General features: G+C 56.1%; 18 protein-coding genes. 7 read left to right on the top strand and 11 right to left on the bottom strand.

Annotated features, from left to right (window positions below):
* Nucleotides 1-76 precede the first annotated feature (76 nt).
* The 3 genes from CH92_RS14415 to katG all read left to right on the top strand — a co-directional run bounded on the left by CH92_RS14415 (nucleotide 77) and on the right by katG (nucleotide 4,224).
* A complete protein-coding gene (locus tag CH92_RS14415; RefSeq protein ID WP_025242474.1) occupies nucleotides 77-523 on the top strand; it encodes an SRPBCC family protein in 447 nt (148 codons plus the stop codon).
* 167 nt (nucleotides 524-690) lie between these two features.
* Entirely contained in the window at nucleotides 691-1,434 is a 744-nt protein-coding gene (locus CH92_RS14410) for a class I SAM-dependent DNA methyltransferase (RefSeq protein WP_025242473.1), read from the top strand.
* Between the two features lie 558 nt (nucleotides 1,435-1,992).
* Entirely contained in the window at nucleotides 1,993-4,224 is a 2,232-nt protein-coding gene (katG, locus tag CH92_RS14405; protein WP_025242472.1) for a catalase/peroxidase HPI, read from the top strand.
* Between the two features lie 204 nt (nucleotides 4,225-4,428).
* On the opposite strand, the gene CH92_RS14400 is transcribed toward katG, so the two are convergent.
* Together CH92_RS14400 and CH92_RS14395 are read right to left on the bottom strand one after the other, a co-directional pair.
* Nucleotides 4,429-6,057, bottom strand: a complete 1,629-nt coding sequence (locus tag CH92_RS14400) for a BCCT family transporter (RefSeq protein WP_025242471.1) — start codon at nucleotides 6,055-6,057, stop codon at nucleotides 4,429-4,431.
* A gap of 465 nt (nucleotides 6,058-6,522) precedes the next feature.
* On the bottom strand, nucleotides 6,523-7,218 hold the full coding sequence (locus CH92_RS14395) for a GNAT family N-acetyltransferase (protein ID WP_025242470.1): 696 nt from the start codon (nucleotides 7,216-7,218) through the stop codon (nucleotides 6,523-6,525).
* 284 nt (nucleotides 7,219-7,502) lie between these two features.
* On the opposite strand from CH92_RS14395, the gene CH92_RS14390 reads away from it, so the two are divergent.
* Nucleotides 7,503-8,141 (top strand): hypothetical protein, encoded by a 639-nt coding sequence (locus CH92_RS14390; RefSeq protein WP_025242469.1) that lies wholly within the window; start codon nucleotides 7,503-7,505, stop codon nucleotides 8,139-8,141.
* Nucleotides 8,142-8,254: 113 nt separating this feature from the next.
* Here CH92_RS14390 and CH92_RS14385 read toward each other — a convergent pair whose 3' ends face one another.
* Entirely contained in the window at nucleotides 8,255-8,974 is a 720-nt protein-coding gene (locus CH92_RS14385; protein WP_025242468.1) for an FMN-dependent NADH-azoreductase, read from the bottom strand.
* Nucleotides 8,975-9,091: 117 nt separating this feature from the next.
* Between CH92_RS14385 and gcvA the strand changes: the two genes are divergently transcribed.
* Nucleotides 9,092-9,997, top strand: coding sequence for a transcriptional regulator GcvA (gcvA, locus tag CH92_RS14380; protein WP_025242467.1), 906 nt, complete (start codon nucleotides 9,092-9,094; stop codon nucleotides 9,995-9,997).
* Between the two features lie 80 nt (nucleotides 9,998-10,077).
* Here the strand turns inward: gcvA and CH92_RS14375 are convergent, their stop codons facing one another.
* The gene (locus CH92_RS14375; RefSeq protein ID WP_025242466.1) at nucleotides 10,078-10,935 is read right to left on the bottom strand and encodes a DMT family transporter; all 858 of its coding nucleotides are present in this window, start codon (nucleotides 10,933-10,935) and stop codon (nucleotides 10,078-10,080) included.
* Between the two features lie 362 nt (nucleotides 10,936-11,297).
* Here CH92_RS14375 and CH92_RS14370 point away from each other — a divergent pair, with 362 nt between their 5' ends.
* Together CH92_RS14370 and CH92_RS14365 are read left to right on the top strand one after the other, a co-directional pair.
* Nucleotides 11,298-11,870 (top strand): TetR/AcrR family transcriptional regulator, encoded by a 573-nt coding sequence (locus CH92_RS14370; RefSeq protein WP_025242465.1) that lies wholly within the window; start codon nucleotides 11,298-11,300, stop codon nucleotides 11,868-11,870.
* Nucleotides 11,867-12,817 (top strand): DMT family transporter, encoded by a 951-nt coding sequence (locus CH92_RS14365; RefSeq protein WP_025242464.1) that lies wholly within the window; start codon nucleotides 11,867-11,869, stop codon nucleotides 12,815-12,817. Before CH92_RS14370 ends, CH92_RS14365 begins: the two co-directional genes overlap by 4 nt.
* Before the next feature lie 48 nt (nucleotides 12,818-12,865).
* On the opposite strand, the gene CH92_RS14360 is transcribed toward CH92_RS14365, so the two are convergent.
* From CH92_RS14360 to CH92_RS14330, 7 genes are all read right to left on the bottom strand, one after another.
* Nucleotides 12,866-13,390 carry a hypothetical protein gene (locus CH92_RS14360; RefSeq protein ID WP_025242463.1) on the bottom strand — a complete coding sequence of 175 codons (525 nt, stop codon included), beginning with the start codon at nucleotides 13,388-13,390 and terminating at the stop codon, nucleotides 12,866-12,868.
* Nucleotides 13,391-13,643: 253 nt separating this feature from the next.
* Complete coding sequence (locus CH92_RS14355) at nucleotides 13,644-13,952, bottom strand: hypothetical protein (protein WP_025242462.1); 309 nt, start codon at nucleotides 13,950-13,952, stop codon at nucleotides 13,644-13,646.
* A gap of 363 nt (nucleotides 13,953-14,315) precedes the next feature.
* Complete coding sequence (locus CH92_RS14350) at nucleotides 14,316-15,008, bottom strand: phospholipase D family protein (protein WP_025242461.1); 693 nt, start codon at nucleotides 15,006-15,008, stop codon at nucleotides 14,316-14,318.
* A 108-nt stretch (nucleotides 15,009-15,116) separates the two neighbouring features.
* A complete protein-coding gene (locus CH92_RS14345) occupies nucleotides 15,117-16,013 on the bottom strand; it encodes a restriction endonuclease (RefSeq protein WP_025242460.1) in 897 nt (298 codons plus the stop codon).
* 233 nt (nucleotides 16,014-16,246) lie between these two features.
* Nucleotides 16,247-17,299 (bottom strand): hypothetical protein, encoded by a 1,053-nt coding sequence (locus tag CH92_RS14340; protein ID WP_025242459.1) that lies wholly within the window; start codon nucleotides 17,297-17,299, stop codon nucleotides 16,247-16,249.
* 182 nt (nucleotides 17,300-17,481) lie between these two features.
* Nucleotides 17,482-19,800, bottom strand: a complete 2,319-nt coding sequence (locus tag CH92_RS14335; protein WP_025242458.1) for a P-loop ATPase, Sll1717 family — start codon at nucleotides 19,798-19,800, stop codon at nucleotides 17,482-17,484.
* Nucleotides 19,801-19,880: 80 nt separating this feature from the next.
* Nucleotides 19,881-21,134: a ribonucleotide-diphosphate reductase subunit beta gene (locus CH92_RS14330; protein WP_025242457.1), complete on the bottom strand. Its 1,254-nt coding sequence runs from the start codon at nucleotides 21,132-21,134 to the stop codon at nucleotides 19,881-19,883.
* Nucleotides 21,135-21,228: the final 94 nt, after the last annotated feature.

The following is a 21,228-nucleotide window of genomic DNA, read 5'->3' as shown; positions in this document are numbered from 1 at the left end:
GCGTGGCGTCGAAATCGTTCTCCTTCGTTCGACTATCAAGGCCATCAAGGCAAACCCGCAACCAAAGGAGACAGCCATGCCCAGCACGATCCGCCTTCACCGCGTCTTGCGAACTTCGCCCGATCGCCTCTACCGCGCGTTTCTCGATCCAGACGCCAAGGCCAAATGGATGCCCCCGAATGGCTTCACTGGCAAGGTGCATGAGCTCGATGCCCGTGTTGGTGGCAGTTACAGGATGTCCTTCACCAATTTCTCCACGGGTGCGACCCACAGCTTCGGTGGCCAGTATCTTGAGCTGCTGGAAAACCAGCGAATCCGCTATGAAGACAGGTTCGATGATCCGGGCCTGTCCGGCGCCATGGAAGTGACCGTGACCTTCACGCCGGTATCCTGCGGTACCGAACTGAACATCACTCAGGCAGGCGTCCCGGACGTCATTCCAGCCGAGGCCTGCTACCTCGGTTGGCAGGAATCGCTGGCGCTCCTGGCGAAGTTGGTCGAGGCAGAGATTGCGGATGAATAATTGATTGCACCGCGAGGATGGTGGCGGAGCTTCAGGGTGCCTGTCAGCCGCAAGCAATCGGCCACCTTCCTCATGGACGCCACAGTCGTGATATGGCCATTCCACCGTGGCGGGGTTGAGATTATGATGCGCGCCCCTCAACGCTCCCGCTCGACCAGCAGGCCATCATGCCCGGCAATGCTCTGTATACCGACCTGTCGGGCTATTACGACCTCATGTGCGCCGATATCGATTACCGCGCGCAGAGCCACTGTATTCAGCGACTCCAGCAGCTATTCGGCAATGGCGGCCGGCGGCATCTGGATCTCGCCTGTGGCACCGGACCGCACGTGCGGCATTTCATCGATGCCGGCTATACGAGCGGCGGGCTCGATATCAATCAGCCGATGCTCGACCGTGCGGCCCTGCGCTGCCCGGAAGCGCGCTTTGCCGTGCAGGACATGTGCGCTTTCACCCTGGATCGGCCGGTCGACCTGATCACCTGCTTTCTGTATTCCATCCACTACAGCGGGAGCGTCGAGCGGCTGAAAGCCTGTATCGCCAGCGTGCACGGCGCCTTGGCGGCGGGCGGGCTGTTCTGCTTCAACGCGGTGGACAAGCACAGCATCGACAACCGCTCGTTCGTCTCGCACAGCGCCCGGCATGCCAATGGTCTGTTCAATTTCAGCTCCGCTTGGCACTACCCAGGCACTGGCGAGCAGCAGCTTTTGAAACTGCGCATTGAAAAGACAGCTGTCGACGGAAGCCAGATTTGGCAGGACGAGCACCGCATGGTGGCGGTGAGCTTCGGGGAGCTCAAAGAGCTGTTGCAGCCGACCTTCGAAGTTCATGCGCTCGAGCATGATTACGAAAGAATCATGCCTTGGAACCAAACGTCTGGGAACGCGATATTTGTTTGCGTGAAGCGTTGATGCTTGTCTGACGGAAGCTTTCGCAAGCCATGGTAAGCGTCTAGAGTCAATGACGCTCTTTCGCCGAATTTACAGCTGCTCGCCTTATGCAAGGGCGGCTGGTATGGCTTGGTGGATAAGCAACGCGTGAACCCTACGACTCCGTACTGATTCCGACGGTGGAGGGTTCAGATAGGCGAGGGTGATCCGGCAGCGGCTCCAGGACGTGCAGAAATACCGCGTTGTACCGGGCGATGAGCGAGATGGCAGCTGATTGCGACGACGCTGATGGGAGAGCGCTATCTCAGGCGTCGACTTTAATCCCCTTTCCTAATTTATTTCGACCGGCACGCGGCAGGAGGGCAGTGCATTGGAACTATCGCGCCCATAGCGAAATTTCATATCCCGCCTTTTACAGAGTCGCGGGCCGCTGTAAGCCGCATTATCAGGCGCTTTCAAGACCGTTTAAGGATTTTGCCGTTAGGAAGCTGTTAACTGTATGGATCAGTCGGTCTTGGCCAAGTGCTAAGTTCATTGAGCGGCGCGTGAACGCGTCAACGACAACCATAGGAGCAGAACATGAACGCTGAGTCTGGAGAAAATGCTAGCGGTGGGTGCCCGCTCGGTCATGGCGCTGGTGCGCCCCGCAAACGCCCAGGTAATCGGGATTGGTGGCCTGAGGCGCTGAGTCTCAATTCACTCAATCAACACTCGCCGCGCTCCAATCCCTACGGCGGCGATTTCGACTATGCCGCCGCGTTCAATTCCCTCGATCTCGATGCGGTGATCGCCGACCTGCATCAGGTGATGACCGACTCGCAGGACTGGTGGCCAGCCGACTTCGGTCATTACGGCGGTCTGTTCATCCGGCTCGCCTGGCACAGTGCTGGTACTTACCGAATCACCGATGGCCGCGGCGGCGCCGGCGGCGGTCAACAGCGCTTCGCGCCGCTTAATAGCTGGCCGGACAACGCCTCGCTCGACAAGGCGCGGCGCCTGCTGTGGCCGATCAAACAGAAGTACGGGCGCAAATTGTCGTGGGCCGATCTGTTCGTCCTCACCGGCAACGTCGCGCTCGAATCCATGGGTTTCAAGACGTTCGGTTTCGCCGGTGGACGCGCCGATACTTGGGAGCCGGAAGAATTGTACTGGGGGCCTGAGGGCACCTGGCTGGGCGATGAGCGCTACAGTGGCGAACGCCAATTGCACCCGGGCCTTGGCGCGGTGCAGATGGGCTTGATCTATGTAAACCCGGAAGGCCCGAACGCCAACCCTGATCCGAAGGCCTCGGCCATCGACATTCGCGAAACCTTCGCGCGCATGGCGATGAATGACTACGAAACCGTGGCGCTGATCGCCGGTGGCCATACCTTCGGCAAGACCCACGGCGCAGGCGACCCCTCGCTGATGGGGCCTGAGCCGGAAGGCGCCGTCATCGAGGATCAAGGCCTGGGGTGGCGCAGCAAGTTCCAGAGCGGGGTCGGTGGCGACGCCATCACCTCCGGCCTTGAAGTGATCTGGAGCCAGACCCCGACGAAGTGGTCGAATTACTTCTTTGAAAACTTGTTCAACTTCGAGTGGGAACTGACCAAGAGTCCGGCCGGCGCGCATCAGTGGCAAGCCAAGGATGTCGGCGAAATCATTCCCGACCCGTTCGACCCGAACAAGAAGCGCAAGCCGACCATGCTGACCTCGGACCTGGCACTGCGCTTCGATCCGATCTATGAACCGATCTCGCGGCATTTCCTGGAAAATCCGGAGGAGTTTGCCGATGCCTTCGCCCGCGCCTGGTTCAAGCTGACCCACCGTGACATGGGCCCGATCGCGCGCTACCTCGGGCCGCTGGTGCCGAAGGAAACGCTGATCTGGCAGGACCCGATCCCCGAGTGCGATCACCCGGTTATCGATGACGCGGACATCGCCTCGCTCAAGCAGAAACTGCTGGGCATGGGCTTTTCGGTCTCTGATCTGGTGTCGGTCGCCTGGGCTTCGGCATCGACCTATCGCGGCTCGGACAAGCGCGGCGGCGCCAATGGCGCGCGCATTCGCTTCGCGCCGCAGAAGGACTGGCAGGAAAACAACCCGGCACTCCTGGCTCGCGTGCTCGAGAAGCTCACCGAGATCCAGGGCGAGTTCAACGGCTCGGCCAGTGGCGGCAAGAAGGTTTCCATGGCCGACCTGATCGTGCTAGCTGGCTGCGCCGCGATCGAGAAGGCCGCGCAGGAGGGTGGGGTTAACGTCAAGGTGCCGTTCACGCCCGGACGGATGGATGCGCTGGAGGAATGGACTGACGCGCAATCGTTCGAAGCGCTGCGCCCGGTCGCGGACGGCTTCCGTAATCATTACTACGAAGCCCACTTCATGGCGCCCGAGGAAGCGCTCGTCGACAAGGCCCATCTGCTGCGGCTCAGCGCGCCGGAAATGACCGCTTTGGTCGGCGGCATGCGCGTGCTCGGCACCAACGCGGACGGTGGCAAGGAAGGCGTCTTCACCAATCGCGTGGGCACGCTAACCAACGACTTCTTCGTCAACCTGCTGGACATGACGAACGAGTGGACCGCGACCGAGCACAAGAACCGCTTCCAGGGCCTCGACCGCAAAACCCGCCAACCCACCTGGACCGCCACCCGCGTGGACCTCATCTTCGGTTCGCAATCGGAGCTGCGCGCGCAAGCCGAGGTGTACGGCATGGCCGACGGCAACGAGAAGTTCGTGCATGACTTCGTCAAAGCCTGGGACAAGGTGATGAACGCGGACCGGATGGACATTGGCAAGCCAGCGGATATTTTCAGCCAGAAACTCTCCGCCTAAACCTCTCCACCTAAACCTCGCGGCGGCGCCTCAGGGCGCCGCCAACGAGCTCGATCCCAAGACGCACGTGCGTTCCAAAATGAATTCTGTAGCGTGGAAAACGGCGAAGCCTTTTCCACGCGTTTGTTTCAGGCCACCTCGCGACTTCCCACCTCGCTAAATGGGCTACGAGGCGGGGCACGATCTAATCGCGTTGCCTCTGCGTCAGCGTCGGCGCGGTACCACGACGAGCTCGCTCTTCAGACCGATGACGATGCTGACGCACATCAGCAGCAGGACAAAGGTGAACGGGAAGCCGGTCGTCACCACCATGGATTGCAACGCTTTGAGGCCGCCGCCCAGCAGCAGGGCGATGGCGACCAGACCTTCGAAAACACACCAGAAAACGCGCTGAGGAATAGGGCCGTCGTCCTTGCCGCCGGCCGTGATGGTGTCGATGACCAGCGAGCCGCTGTCCGATGAGGTGATGAAGAAGACGGCGACAAGCACAATGCCCAACAGGGACATCGCCTGCGTAAAGGGCAAGAGGTCGAACATGTGGAAAAGCTTCACCTCCAGCGCCGCATCCGCCACAGCGCGGTAGCCGTCATTGATGTATTGGTCGAAGGCGACGCCGGCAAAGATCGACATCCACAGGATGCAGACGGCAGAGGGGACGATAAGCACGCAAATTATGAATTCACGCACCGTGCGCCCGCGACTGACCCGGGCAATGAACATCCCTACGAAGGGCGACCACGAAACCCACCACGCCCAGTAGAACGAGGACCAGCCCTGCGCGTAATTGTCGTCCTCGCGTCCAAAGGGCATCGACAGCTGTGGCAGATAGGCGAAATAGCTGACGACCGAATCCGCGACCCGCTCGACGATTGCGCCTGTCGGGCCAAACACGAACACGGCGACCAGCAGCACGAACGCCAGGATCATGTTGATTTCAGAAGCACGCTTGACGCCGCCTTCGAGCCCACGCAGCACGGAAACGGTCGCGATGCCGGTAATGACCGCAATCAGCAGGATCTTTGTCGTGTCGGCAACGGGAACCCCGTAGAGGAAGAACAGGCCGGCATTGATCTGTTCGGCGCCAAGCCCGAGCGAGGTCGCGAGACCAAAGAGCGTCGCAAGCACGGCCAGTATGTCGATGGTATGACCGACCCAGCCCCAGACACGTTCTTTGAAGATCGGATAAAAGGCGGATCGTATTGCCAGCGGAAGGCCTTTGTTGAAGGCAAAAAGCGCCAGTGCAAGTCCCACGACGGCGTAGATGGCCCAGGCCTGAAGGCCCCAATGGTAGAGCGTCGCGGCGAGCCCGAGCCTGGCGGAGCCTTCCACATCGCCGGGCAGTCCACCGAGCGGTGCCCAACTTTCAGGGCTGCCGGCGTCCTGCGCGACGGAGCTTACAAAGTGCGTCATTGGCTCACCGACGCTCCAGAACAAGAGCCCGATACCCATGCCCGCCGCGAACAGCATGGAAAGCCATCCGGACAGCGAGAAGTCCGGCGTCGCGTTCGGCCCGCCGAGTCTGACCTTGCCGTAGGGCGAGACCGCAAGCGCGATGGCGAACACCAGGAAAATGTTGGAAGCAAGGATGAAAAGCCAGTCGAAGCGGACTGTCACCCAATTCATCGCTGCGGTGAATAGGCCGGTGGCAAACTCTGGAAACGCAAGGGTGAAGATGACGAACACTACCGTCATCAGACCCGAAATCGCGAAAACCGGATTATGAATGTCGATGCCGATCGGGCCGAAGCTCGTGACGATGTTGTCCTGGCCGATCTGGTAATCGGTATCGATCAAATTCCCGCCTGCCGCCGGGCTTTCGCTGGTGTCGGTCATTGCCTACCCTCCAATGCTGATCAAACCTGTCCTTGCGTGTCCTGCCCGCGCGGCTGCCTCCTACCCTTGGTCTCCGTAATCACGAGTTGGGTGGCTGCCAGGCCAATAGGAATAACCACACTTCTGGCAATCGTGGTCGTTGTCCGTTCCTCAGACATTAGGCAATGCTTCCATATGATCAACTTCAAGACCGCCCCAATTGCGACAGTGGCGTCTGCGTCACCGTCACAGAAGGTCTCATTGAGGCACGGCGATAGGTAAGGACTGGCTGGCTTTTCCTTTGAGTGCGTAGCCTATCCGGGGCGGCGAACTGACGGATGTGCAACAAACATCCGAGCCGGGTGAAGCCAGGCAACTCACTGAAAAAAAAGATGGGGCGGTTGGAAGCGGCGAAGCTTTTCTCAGGTAGTACCGCTGCTTAGCGCGATGTCAGCTGCACATCAGAGGGTGCGCCTTCTCGCCGATTCAATGCAGGCGCTTGGCCGGTGCGTAGGTCTGGATCAAGTGTTCCGCCTGCTGCGTCAGTTCGTCGAGCAGGCGATCGCGCTGCTTCTCGGCGTCGCTCATGGCGTCGGCGCCGTGCTGCTTCACCAGGTAGGTATGAATCTGCCGGACCTCTTGGGACTGGAAGATCGGCTGCAGATCTTGCACCGCCACCACGCCATCCGACGCCCGGCTCCGGGTGTTCATTACCACCTGAGGGCCGCGAGCCGCCAAAGGCAAAAAGCCCAGCGCCTCGAAGTAGTGGACCTTGCCCGCCACGCAGGCTACTTCCGCGTGGGGATAACGCGTCACCATCGCCTCGATCATGGCGCGGCCAATGCCCTGTCGGCGGTGGCTTTCCTGCACCGCCAGATACAGCAGCGAGCCCGCTTCGGGATCATCCACATACGGCAGGTACAAGGCGAAGCCGAGCAGCCGCGCCGGGTCCTCGGTATCCAGCGCCATGATCAGCTCCGGCTTGCCCGCCTGCGCACCGTCCATGCTGTCCAGATAACGATGCACCTCGAAACCCACTACGTACTGATACAGCTGATACAGCGGGTTGCTGGACGGCAGCGACACCGGGCTGATGTCGCTGAGGTAGTCCACCACCATCTGCAACACCTGGCTCTTCATCGATTCCGGCGGCGGGGTGTTCAGGTGGGTGAGGGTGAACATAGGGGCTCCGGCTGGGCATAAAAGGCGCCATTGTAACGGGCGACGGGCGACGGGCGACGGGCGACGGGCGAGGTAGAGGCTGAATGGTTTTGTCATGGGCAATAGCCCTTGTAGGCCTGCATCGGACTTAACTGGAGACGCTCTGCGACGTTCGATCAGATTGCCGGAAATCCTGCAGGGCAGTAGTGTGGCGAACGGCCACTATTGGTGGTCGGATTCATGCCTGGCATTCGAGCGCCTACATTCGAAAAGGCGACGGATGCCCACCACACAAGGACTTGTAAATGAACTCTGCTTTTCTGGCTTCGCTCAAAACCTCGCTGCTGGTCGTGCTGGCGGTGAGCATGGTGGGTTGCGTCACCAACCGCTCTGTTGTCGATGTCTCCGTTCCGGTACTTAACGGTACGACCGGGCAGAGGGTGGTGATCACAACTATCGATGAACGGACCTTCGAAGCCAAGCCACGTAGCGCCGACATCCCTTCTCTAAAAGGCGGCGAAATCAACGACACCTCGATCACCGAGCGCGCCTTTGCACGCAAGCGCAATGGATATGGCAAGGCACTGGGTGACGTGGTGCTGCCCTCAGGTCACACGGTCAGCCAGTTGGTTGGCGCTGCCGTATCCAATGCCTACACGCAGTCCGGCTACCAAGTGGTGGAAGGGCAGGGTGCGGATGCCCGCCAGGTCACGGTGCGCATCAAGGAATTCTGGACGTGGTTCTCGCCAGGTTTTGCTTACGTGACCGTCAACAACAAAGCGAACCTGGTCATCGAGGCTGGCGGCCAATCGCCTCTGGTTGTCGCCACTGAAGTGAACGACGGTATGCAATTCGTCACAGACAGCGACTGGGCGAAGGTGACCAGCCAAGGCCTGCAGGAGGTTACTGCCGCTATCGGGAAGAAACTCGAAGCGAGTCAGTAACCCCACCGCTACTGCCGTCTACCGCGCGTCTGCTTAGCCGGCGCGCGATCGTTGGATCAGCAAGGCTGCGTTCGCAAGCAAGTGTGAAACCGCAGCCTTTCGCACCATCACGTCTATACAGCCTCAGCCTGCCGTCGATGGGCCCGGCTCGGTGGCGTTTCTAGCCCCGCCTGAAGCTCCGCCACCAGCGCATCGACCTGATGCAGCGCTTCGGCCACCGACGCGGCCAGCACATCACCCCCCGTTTCCTGGCCTTCAATCGCAATTTGATGAATGCGAGTGATCCCGATGAAATTAAGCGCAGTCACCAGGTTCGGCTCCAGGTGGTTCATGTGCGCCATTTCGCCTCCGGGACCAAAGCCGATACCACCCCTGGCGGTGAGGATGACCGCGTGCCGTGGCCGGTCTGCCAGCAGGGGTACGTAGGGATCGGGCAGTTTGGTTTCATCGACTTCAACCGTCCGGCCCGGGCGCACGACCTGGTCAATCCAGGCCTTGAGCGCGGCGGGCATGCCGAAGTTATAGAGCGGCGTGCCGATGACCAGCACGTCGACGGCAATCAGCTCGTCGACCAGCCTGTCGCTTTCCGCCAGCGTTTCCTGCATCCACGGCGCGCGTCGTTCATCCGGCGTGAAGGACGAGGCGATCCAGTCATGGTTGATGAACGAGGGCGGGTTCTGGCCAATGTCTCGATAGGTAATGCCATCCTGCGCGCGCTGAGCCCGCCACTGGCTGATGAAGCGGTGGGTGAGGGTGCGGCTGTGGGAACCGTGCTCGTCCTTGCCGGCAAGACCAGGGCGGGCGCTGACATCGAGGTGTAGAAGGTGCGTCATGTCGAGTCTCCTCTGTGACTGAATTCATCTGTCATTCGCGGTAGACCCAGCCTAGGGTTAGGCTTTAAGGGCGACAAACGATCAATATTTCCAGGTACAGATGAGGAAAACTCAGTTATGGCGTACCGCCGATTACCGTCGCTTTCCGCATTGCGTGCCTTCGAGGCCGCCGCCCGACACGAGAGTGCCAAGCAGGCCGCCGAGGAGTTGTCCGTTACCGCTACGGCGATCAGCCACCAGATTCGTTTGCTGGAAGAATCGCTCGGCGTCTCGCTGTTTCTAAGAAAGCCACGAAAGCTCGAGCTGACCGCCCAGGGGCGTGAGCTGCAGCAGGTGCTGGAAACGGCGTTCGATACTATCGCCACGGCGGTCGAGCGTCTCAGCGCGAAGCCCTGCCGACAGGCGATCACGCTCAGCACCACACCGGCCATAGCGGTGCGCTGGCTGGTGCCCTGGGTCTGCATGCTGCGCGACTCCCATCCCGATATCGATCTGCGCTTCCATACCTCCCATGAGCCGGTTGCGCTGGATGGCGTCACGGCGGATGTCGCCATTCGCTATGGCGATGGTCGCTGGCCGGGATTGGTGGCGGAGAAGCTGTTCGACAATACCTTCATCCCGGCCTGCAGCCCGCTGCTTGGCTTGCACGATGCGGCCGAGCTACCTAACCATTCGCTGATTCACTTTCATGCTCAAGCCGCAGCCTCCGCCCCGATTCATTGGGCTGCATGGCAGAAAATCGCCAACGTACCGGGGTTGGACGTCAGCGCCGGACTGGTCTTCTCCGACGAGACCCATGCCATCTCCGCCGCCCTAGGCGCCCAAGGCGTGGCCTTGATGAGCCGACAACTAATCGAGGGTGAACTGAAGGAAGGGCGGCTGGTGCAGCCGTTTGGACCGGAGATGCCGGGCAAGCCGTTTCACCTCGTGTATCCGGAAAGCCGTCGGGATGACCCGACGATTCAGGCTGTGCGGGATTGGGTGATGGCGGTGCCGGGCGGGTTGTGTGACGTGACGGGGTGAGGCGTGGATGGGCGCGTGCTGACGTGCTCAAACCTTGCTCAGCGGAAAAATAATTCTGCTGTCTTTCTTCGCTGGTCCGTTCAGGCTGGCAGCGGCGGGCGTGGGCGCAAGGTCAAGCCGGCGTGTACCACCAGCGTCGCGATGACCAGCGCTCCGCCGTAGAGCGTCGCGCTGCCGGGCGTCTCTTCGAGAAAATACCAGGCCCACAGCGATCCCAGCACGCTTTCCAGTAGATAGAAGAGCGCCACTTCAGCGGAGGGCAGATAGCGGGTCGCGTTATTGATCATCAGCGTCGCCAGCGGCATCTGCACCAGGCCCATCACCGCCAAAGCCCAGTAGCTCGTTGCGCCCAGGCTGAAGGGCTGAGCGTTGGGTAACGCAATCAGCGCAGCCGCCAACCCACCGAGGGCGATCAGTGGCATCCGATCGATGGCCGGGTGGCGGCGCAACAGCGTGAGATTGGCGCCCACCGCAGCCGAAGACAGCAGCGCATAGCCGTTACCGGCCAGATCCGTCGGGGTGAAGGCGCCGGCGAATACCACCATGATCCCCAAGGCCGCCACGCCGATCGCAACCCAGGTGTGCAGCCCCACGTGCTCACGCAGGAAAAACCGCGTGAACAGCGCGGCGAACAACGGTGCCGTGCTGAGCACGACCACCACATTGGCGATCGTGGTATGGATGACCGCCAGCACGAAAAAGATCGAAGTCAACGCCAGCAGCAGCGCCGAGCTGGCGCTGATCAGCGGACGCTTCGTGATGCTGGCCCGGCTTTTGGCAGACAGCGAAAACACGCCCAGGGCCACGAACATCAACAGCCCGCGCCAGAACACGATGTTCCAGCCATCCGCCTGCGCCAGACGCACCAACAGACCATCGAAGCTGAGTACGAAGATACCGCTCGTCACGAGCAGCAAGCCGCGTGCTGAATCTTTCATTTGTCGGTCCTCGGTGAGCTGCTGATGGGCATGTTGTTGTTGGCTGGGCAGCCTAACAACAGGCGCGCCCGGATACTTCCCTCGATGGTGGCCTCGGTTGTTTTCTCCGACCTGCCCAGAAGCGGCCTGGGCACGGCGGTTCGCGACCTTGTCAGCTGGGGCTCATGTTGGTAAGGGCAAGGCGATTGTCACGAGCCTTTAAATAAATATATCCGTCCCCTTTGTTTTTTAGATCTCTGTCTGGATCTTTGGCCCCGCTTGCCTCCCATGTCGTGATTGCCCGCATAGAGGTCGCGAATGGTGTCTATAAAATCTTACCGGTCGGTATAGTCAGCTCAATGCCTACCTCGAAGAGTTCACTAATGGATAGAACCCGTGAGCGCCTGGTTGATGCCGCGCTAACTCTCTTTGTCTCGCAGGGCGTGCACATTACCGGTGTGGTGGCGATCGCAGCGTTGGCGGGCGTGACCAAAATGACGCTGTACAGTTATTTTCCCTCCAAGGACGCGCTGATCGTGGCGTGCCTTGATGAACGTGACCGTCGTTGGCGTGAAGAGGTAGCGAGCACCTTGGCGAAGCATGCCGAACCGATTAACGGCATGCTCGCCTTCTTCGATTTGTATGAGCGCGTTCTGCTGCGTGACAGTGGCCGTGGCTGCCTGTTCGTCAACAGCGCAGCTGAATTCCCATCGTGCAGTCACCCGGTGCGTTTGGCCGTGAGCCGGCATAAACAAGGGATTCGTGACGACCTCAGTGCACTGGCCACCAGAGCAGGCGTTAGCGACCCGGCCTCGATTGCCGATGGGCTGTTCATCTTGCTGGAAGGCAGTTTTGTCAGCGGCGCCATGGGCGAGACCGCACGGTTATTCGACACAGCAAGACGCGTGGCACTTTGCTGGATCACAGCGCAACGCCAGCAGGAGCAGAGCGCATGAAGGTAGGGCTGCTTGCCGCGATTGCTGCCACGTTTTCTTGGTCGCTGCTCTACATCTTTCCAACCCTGATCGGCGATTACAGCCTGTTCGACCTTGCTGTGGTGAGCTATGGCTTCGCCGGGCTGGGTAGCTTGCTGGTTCTGTTCATATACCGCAGCGAAGTAAAGAACCTCAGGTTGGCCGACTGGGCGTGGGCCGCGCTGTTGGGATTTCTGGGCTACATCGGTTATTTCTTTTTGATCACCACCGCCGTCTTGGCCGCCGGGCCTGTGATCCCTCCAGTGATGATGGGTTCGGTCCCCATCGTTCTGGCTATTGCTGGCAACATGCGCAGCGCCAGCGTGCCTTGGCGCGCCATTGCCGGACCACTGATTGTGGCAGCTTTGGGTATAGGCCTGGTCAACGTGAGCGCGTTCGATATCAGCAATGCAATGCAGATGCGCACTACCAGTTCGATACTGCTTGGGCTGTTTGCCTCTCTACTGGCAATCGCATCCTGGACCGGCTTCGGCTTAATGAACGAAAGTGCCCTGGCCCGACGTCCAGGCATGTCGCCCATGCTCTGGTCCGGCATGCTGATTTTTATGTGCAGTCTAGAAATGCTGGCTTTCATCCCCGTGGGGCTGCATCTGGAGCTTTCCAATTACGTCAGCCAACCAAGCGTGTTGGTTGGTACAGATGCGCTCTTTATATGCGGGTTGATTCAGGGGTTTGGCGCGACGCTTGCCGGTGCCTGGGCATGGTCAGTAGCAACCCGTCGCCTGCCTTTGGCGCTCAGCGCGCAGTTGATTGCCAGCCAGACGCTCTATGCAACCGCGCTCGGCCTGCTCGTTCACGACCGCTGGCCCGCTCCCACCGAAGCCATCGGGACAGGCTTGCTGTTTCTCGGGGTGGTATGGGCAATCCAGGCCTTTTATCGCAGGCAAACATGCACTTACGGCAAGTAGGGTGGAAAACGGCGAAGTCTTTCCACGCGTTACTCTCAGGCTACCTCGCTAAACCGAACGTCCCGCATCATGGTTTGGCTGTGATGTGAGGCTTTTTGTCTTGGCCGCAAGAACAGCAGCCTGAATCGCGCTCAGCGTTTTCTTGCCCGCCGGATATTCAAACACTTTGCTCTCGGCCAGGGTGTAAACGCGCTCGCCGTTGTTTAGCGTGACCTGCAGAAATGCCAGGTGATCCGTCCAGGAGCGATAACGGCGCACCATGAACAAGCTGTGTTTGGAAGTGACCGAGCGGATGCGGGTCAAGGGTATTTGCCGGTGACCCGCGTCGCGGGTAATCACCAGCTCATCGTTATGAATAAACGCAGGGCCACATTTCTTGATCCGGACATATTCAACGGCAAAGCGGCCCCACATTATGAAAAGCACCGGCACAATCACCCATATCTCGGCGCGTTTCATGTCGGGCAGTGCGAACAACAACATCACGCCGACTGTCACGAAAATGGCGAGCGTAACGAATCGGTAGAAAAAGACGTTTTGGAATTCCATGAGGCTTAGAAAGCGAGTGTCCATACGCGTGTTATCCCTCGAAGTTGTTTAAGAGCGCTGATGCGCTATAGGGCATTTGAGCAGAGCAGGACGCTGGCTAAGCTTGAAAAATGTGGTCTGCACCCTGTGTCTCGTGAGCCCGTTCAACTAACGTTTGGCCACAGCTTTTGCATCGCCTAGTAGGAAGGTCTTGCGCTCCCTCGCGCCTCGCTTTCTTGGCTCGCCGGCCAGGGCAAAGAAAAGTAAGCAAAAGACAACCGCCCCGGCTGCGTCTGGGTTAGTCGCTACGCTCGCTCTCGAAACGTCTCGCTAAATAGCCCATCACGATACCGGCGACGATACCGATGGCTCCGCAGGTTAACCCCATGTGCCTGTTCGTCATGAAGCCGACGTTTTTCACATGGATTGGCAAGCCGAGCAGCCCGGTAAAAAGTAGCATCGCAGCCGACATGGCAATGAGAAATATGCCGCCCGCTCGCCACGACTGGGTGGGAATGCCCTTGCTTCGGCAATAGACATAGGTGATGCCTAACGGCAGCGCAAACTGGGTAGCGAGGAATAGGATCAGGTTGCTGCTGTCGTTCATCGTTGTCTGCTTCTGTGCGACTCCGAGCACGGTATTGCATCTGCCTGACATGCCGGGTGATCTGGCACGCAAAACGGTAGAGAGAGTAGGAATGGAGTAAGTGACGCTAAAAGATCATTTACAGGCCCTGCACGGAATGCAGCCGCATCCACGCGGCTCACTCTCTTTCACAACGATTTCGCTCGGTCTCCTGAAGGTGCGATTACTGTCGTCTAACAGCACGTGCGGTACGGGCTGGAAAGCGCAGGGGCATGCAAGGACAGAGGTAGGGTGAAAACCGTGAAGCCTTTTCCACGCGTCACTTCCAGGCAACTCGCTCATATTCCGTGCATCTGCTTTTCCAGGCTATCCCGTTTGGCAAGCTTAGATATCCAGCCCCACCGGCCAGAGGAAGTAAGGACCGAACTTCGGGCTCATGCGAAACTCACCGCCAGCTTCCTTACCTTTATCGGTCAGGTAGTTCTTGCCGTCGCGAAGCTCAAGAAGCCCTTGGCTTAATAGCTTTTCTAGAAGCTCGGGCGTCTTGAGCCCCAGCTTTTGCGCCATTTTTGAACTGGTCAGCTTGTTCACGCTGTCGTCAGTTTCACCGGCTGGCTCGCTGTCCTTGGCCACAACTTCCAACGAAATACGTACTTCGTCGCTGATGCGGATGATTCGTTGGGCTTCTTCATAGGCGTCGCGGTAGAGGTCGGTATCGCTCTGTCGATCAATGAGAACACCCATCTCATTGTTGTTTACCTGGCTGAACTCATAGAGGTTGAGGCTGGTGATAATGCAGCTTTCTTCGTTCAGGTAGCACTTCGCATGAAGGTTCTTACAGAAGCTCGTGCGGATGTAGCTCAGGCCTTTGAGCCAGTTGACCTCTTCGGGCTGCAGCTCGCTTTTTCCATACACAATCCGAACATCGATTTTCAGTCGATCCTTATCTTCCAACAGCTCCTTGATGCGCTCGTTTAGCCGCAGGAATGGGCTGATCAGAATCAGGCGGTCTTTGGCCGTCTTGATCATCTCTTCTAGGTAGTAGTTTGTTGCGCTGGTGTTCAGGAACTTGGCCACAAGGCCCTCCATGGTGGTGGATAGCGAATCGGGCGATTTCACACGCTTTATCTGGACCGTGCAAGGCGGGGCCGTTCAGGCTTGCCATCCGCACTTCTAGAACATCCGCTATGCGGGCATTTCGTTTCGTGTGGTTTTGCACTTCGGATAATGCGAGCAACCCCAAAACGTATTCCCGACATTGCTTCCTCGTTTTGCCACGCGCTGAACCATCGGTGCTTGACAGGTGGGGCAGGCGGGTTGTGTTGGGTGAGGGGTCTGGACGACTGGGTCTGGTGAAAGCGATTTCGGTTGGTAAGGCGCTTTGTTGTTTGTGGATTGCGAATTCGGACGAGCCGCGGTCGCTCGGCTTTGACGAATCATGTCGTTCAGCTCGGCGCCTTCGATCAGTTGCAGATTCTTGCCCTGGGCGAACGCCATGGCATCCTCGGTAAATCGACCGGAAATCACGACGAAGCCGCCTTTCGCCCCTTCGGCGGCCATGACGCCGAATAGCTCACGTATTACGTTCACCTGAACCAGTTGGCGGCGCCATTGTTTGCATTGCACCAGGTACTTTTCGCCATCCTTTAAGAGCACCAGATCGATACCGCCATCGGCTCCGCCTTGGCCAGTCTCCTGAACGGTATAGCCCTTGCGCCGGAATGCTTCACCAACCAATAACTCGAACTCGCGCCAGCTAATGGACTCCAGCGTGTTCTCCTCGCTTGCCACGGAGTCGAAAAGCTTCTTGCGCCGAATGCGGGCAAAGATCGAAGCGATGGCGCCGATTACCAGCGCAGCGGGGAGCAGGTACTGTGCGGGCGCCGCTAGTCCACGAAACATAATGCTGGGTAACTGACCGCCAAGTTCGGCAGGATTGGCGAGTGTTGGGATTGGTGAAATGGCGATGCTGTGGAGCCACAGGTACGCGATGAGCGCCAGCGGCAAGGTGATCCACCAAGGCAACAAGGCAGCGAGATCGACTAAGTCTTCGAAAGGGGATTTCTTGCGCCGGCGGGCCATGTCGCGTCCTTGTGATGGCTAAATGATTGCGCCATGCAATGTGCCGATAGGATGAGAAGTCGGCAAGCGGTTTGTGCGGTTCCCTGACTGACGGTTGTAAATGCGGAAAAAGGGAAAAGTCAGGCGACTCGGAGCCCGCTTCCCGTCATGAGGGCAGGTGGTAGGGGCAGAAAACTAAATCAGTCCCCTTTTCTCTCTTTTTAAATCGGTGATAGTTCAATATGTCTCCTTTTTTATTTTGACCTTTTTAGGATTTTAATTAAAGCAGGTAAGTCGACAGAAAAGAACCGCCCTTCGTATTTCTTGAGCTTGATAATGTCTACTAGATTTTTATCGCTGTGAACTATAGTGCTTATTTCGGCAATTTGTCTTATTTCTGCCGCAGTTTGTAAAGCAAGAATAGTCGCATTTTTCGCCTCCAGTGTTGCGGAGAGAAAAGTCAGTTGAGATTGAAGATGCAGCACATTTGCGGTCAGCTGTGTAACAGCCGCGTCAGCGCCGGCCTCGGGCATGGGTATTTTGCTGTTGGGAAGACTTAGATAGATACTGATTGCTTCATGTATGGTTGATAAAGCATGCTTTTTATTGACGGGTGTTACTGAAAATATGGTTTTCTGATTTTTTTGTATTAAGTTACTTTCTATCTCCATCCCAATATCCAGCATGAATTGTGAGAAATATATTAGGTATTGCTCGCATGCTGCTGACAAATTCTTAGGAAAGTCAAATTGGAAGGTCAGTCCAGTTTCTTGGCTGAGATTATTCTTAGTGTGCTCAATAATATCGTCAAATATTTCAGTTAGGTTTTTAATGATCTCTTTGATCGCCATGGAACGGTCAATTTCGATTTCTATACCAAACCCATTGCTTGCAATCTCGTCGCCTTGATAATAGGAAATTCTTTCATTTGTGAGGCAAGAGGTTTCGAAAGTTTTAACGAAATCTTCAAAGCTGTAATTTCCTTTCCAATGATCGGATCGAACTTCTTGTTGGAATCTCGCGCAAAGATAAGAACTTCCTTGTGTATCGAGGTCTATCTCCACCTGCGCCCTGTTACAGTTTTCAAAGCTGGAGCCCACCGTTAGGCTTAGATTGCAAACTTCTTTTGGAAAATCATTAACGGTAAAATCATGTAGTGCGTATGTGAAATCTATGTTGTAAGCGTGAATGTGAATGCCGTTGAGATCCGAGCAATACACTCCGTCAGTGTATTCATTATCTTCAATGAATACACTGAGTCGATTTTGATTCTCTGCGTCACTAATAAGTTTTATTTTGGGTGCCATCCGCTGACTCCTGCAAGAAAGCCGCGCTGCTAGCGCACGCTCAGGTTGGTATTTCGCAAATCCTCAAAAGCAGGGAGATTCTGCCTACTGTCTTCTTGAACCTCTGTAATCTATCCGCTTAAGATTATAAGTGAGGACTGCGCTGCCTCCCGCTATTTCTCACGCATCCTTGAAGCTTGAACTCAGCTGTCAATCATAAGTGAAGGCCAAAAGGCAGGGTTTATGTGGTAAACAGGGTTCTTGCTTTTTTTGATAATACCGTTTATGAGATGCATGCTGTAGTTGAAGTTATAAATATATTTTGCTTCCATGTTTGTTTCTATTCCGATGAAGCCATACCAAAGCAATAGTTCAATAATACTTTCGATTTTATCGTTGGTGACACCAAACTCAATAAGAGTTTGACGTATGTCTTCTCTGCTTAGAGTGCTTTTACTACCTATGAATGCATATAAAACGTCGTTGCCATTATTGGCAATATCGTTAATTTCATAGCCGATGTCAGTAAGCAAATCAGTCGAGTAAGCGCTTAAGCCCTTCTCAATGTCGTCGGAGTTAATTTTTTCGTGATTCAAGTTTATTGCAAAGCTTTTGCATTGGTTAATCAGGTTAAGCAGGAAGCGAGGCCGCATGAGGCTTCTTTCAATCAGATATTGAGACGTTTCTTCACCGTTATAATGGCTTGTACAAATCCTTGGCCAAACAATATGGAAGTCTTCGTCGGTGTTCCCGTTGTTGGCCACTATCCGCAATCTAAGGAGTTCTCTAAGCAGGTCTGGATCAGTCCAGTCTAGAATAACTTTAGCTTCTTTTCCTCGGTCCGATGTCTCCTTAACGAGCAGTTCATACACATCATTACGTAGAAATACTATGCTATTAACATTCACATGAGCTCTATCAAACTGACGCTCAATTTTTCGAGTGGCATCTAGTAGTGCACGAACGATGAGCATGTCTTCATGCTGTAAGCCTGATGTTGGCCACCCCTTATCGATATTGTCAAACAGAAGCCATAGCGTATCTTTGTTACGCATGTACTGGATGACCTGCTCTGACAATGCACGAACGTCATGGCTATATAATAGTTGTGTTAGCTGTGGTGCAGATAAACGCACCTTGGTTTCTGTGCCATATTTAGATTGATATTCCGTGGAAATCTTTTCCATCAAAATACTCATTCTTTCGGAGAAGTCGCCTTCGGTGACGTAGGTTTCTGAGTGATAAATATCGGCTAATTTTCTATAGCTTTCATATATATTATGATCATGGATGTGACGCTCTCTATCTTTCTCCAATATCTTATAACAAATTTCAAGCAGCAATATATACTCCCAGAATGCCATGATGGTGTGCTGGAATGTTCCTTCTTCGAGGAAGTCGAGTATAAGCTCCTTAAATTTTATTAATTTATAGCCGTCCGGCTTCAAGTCCAGGACTATATTGTTGCTTTTGTTCCTTTCTCTGTCTCTGATTTGTAAGAATATAGCTGATTTTCCCGACCCTTTCCGGCCAACTACGACATTGGCCTCGCCGCGCAATGACTTTAAAAACTGATCTGTCTTCAGATAGTACATTTGTAAAGTGCGCATCTCATTTTCGGCAGAGGTTGCGCCTAAATCTAGCTTTTGTAGATAGCTCTGAGGAGGCGAGAAGCTCTGTGATGCGCTTTGCTGAAAGGCTTCCGCAACTTGGCTTGCAAATTCCGCTATATGGTCATTGACCTCGTCGGGATGGTACGTCGCCTTTGCAAAATCGCGATAGTCTAGTGGGACAGGGTCTTCTCCGTTCTGCAGTATGCACAGCGCAATATTTTGCCCATCAGCTAAGCCGGCTAGAAATGCGCCACGCATGTTGTGTATTTCCGAGTCTTCCGCATTTAACGCAAGAAGGGGCACAACTACTCCAAGTGACTCCGTCACTTGCTTTATCGCATCGCTTGCTGAGAGTCTAGGCTGTTCGTTCGGATCAAAGGATCGGAATATATATTTTGCTTTCTTTATCCGCGAAACTATTCTGGAAGCCCAATCTGTTTTGTAGCGGCTTTCGAGGAGGTATACGGGGGCGCTCGTATTCTTTCGCTGCGGCAGCTCTAAAGGGTCTTTAGTTTCAGCTTCAAGTAGATGGGTTGATAGCTCGCTTGAGTTTTGATACATCTTATAGCCGATGGTGTCAAATATCCCGACGTCCTTTATTGTTGGGTTAGACTCTTTCAGGCTTGAGTTGCGAGTTAGCAGTATTCTCTTTCCTCGGCCGATAGCGTATCCAATTTCGTAAGTTACATTAAAATTTAACTTCGTTATGTCCGCAACTAGGAAGTCAGCCTCATCTATTCCTGCTAATACCTGCTGTGAGATAAAGTGGCCAATAATATCTAGGGAGGTCCAGGTTTTTATATGGGTTCTGCTGTTTTTAGCGTTTTGCTGTAGGACAGCCGCTTCAATGGTGTGCCCCAGTTCAGCTGGCTTGGCTGGATATGCAAAAAAACCTATTTTATTAGACATGTTTCTTCCCTGTTGCTTTATCTAACAAAAACCCCGCTTGAGCGGGGCTTCGAATCGATTTATGGTCTTCTCGCTGAAAATTAATCCCAGCTCAAAGCCCCACCCGTCTGATACTCAATCACCCGCGTCTCAAAGAAGTTCTTTTCCTTCTTCAAGTCCATGATCTCGCTCATCCATGGGAACGGGTTGGTAGTACCCGGATACTCTTCCTTCAAACCAATCTGCGTCAGGCGGCGGTTGGCGATGAATTTGAGGTAGTCCTCCATCATCGAGGCGTTCATGCCGAGGACGCCGCGGGGCATGGTGTCGCGGGCGTATTCGATTTCGAGTTGCGTACCCTGGAGGATCATCTGGGTCGCTTCGTCCTTCATGGCGGCGTCCCACAGGTGCGGGTTTTCGATCTTGATCTGGTTGATCACGTCGATGCCGAAGTTCAGGTGCATGGACTCGTCGCGCAGGATGTATTGGAACTGCTCGGCGGTGCCGGTCATCTTGTTGCGGCGGCCCATGGAGAGGATCTGGGTGAAGCCGCAGTAGAAGAAGATGCCTTCCAGTACGCAGTAATAGGCGATGAGATTGCGCAGGAACTCTTTATCGGTCTCGACGGTGCCGGTGGTGAACTCGGGGTTGGAGATCGAACGGGTGTACTTGAGGCCCCAGGAGGCTTTCTTCGCGACGCTCGGGATCTCGTGGTACATGTTGAAGATCGCGCCTTCATCCATGCCCAGTGACTCGATGCAGTACTGGTAGGCGTGGGTGTGGATCGCCTCTTCGAAGGCCTGGCGCAGGATGTACTGGCGGCATTCGGGGTTGGTGATCAGGCGGTACACGGCCAGCACGAGGTTGTTGGCGACCAGGCTGTCGGCGGTGGAGAAGAAGCCGAGGTTGCGCATGACGATGCGGCGCTCATCCTCGGTGAGGCCGTCCGGGCTCTTCCACAGGGCGATGTCGGCGTTCATGTTCACTTCCTGCGGCATCCAGTGGTTGGCGCAACCATCCAGATACTTCTGCCAGGCCCAGTCGTACTTGAAGGGTACGAGCTGGTTGAGGTCGGCGCGGGCGTTGATCATTTGCTTGTCGCCAACGTGAACGCGGGCGGATTCGCCTTCCAGTTCGTCGAGGCCTTCCTGAATGTCGAGGTCGTCCAAGGCCTTCTTGGCGCGGGCGACGGCAGCGGAGTCATCAGAGGCAACGGCGCGGGCTTCTTCGACGGAGCCAGCGGCGTCCTGGTCGAGCTTGGCCGGAGATTCAGTCTTTGCGGCAGCGGCTTGAGGGGCGGCTTGCGCGGTGGCGGTGGTGGTTTCTTCTTCGTCGAATTCGTCCCAGCTCAGCATGGCGGTTTCTCCTGATTGGGGACCGGTCATGGCCGGTCGAAAATGTCTGGTGGCTTTTGGTTTGCACGCAAAAGCGCGGAATCTGTTGTGTATG

The organism is Stutzerimonas stutzeri (genome assembly GCF_000590475.1).
Lineage (GTDB): Bacteria > Pseudomonadota > Gammaproteobacteria > Pseudomonadales > Pseudomonadaceae > Stutzerimonas > Stutzerimonas stutzeri_D.
This window is presented reverse-complemented; position numbering and strand designations above follow the sequence as displayed.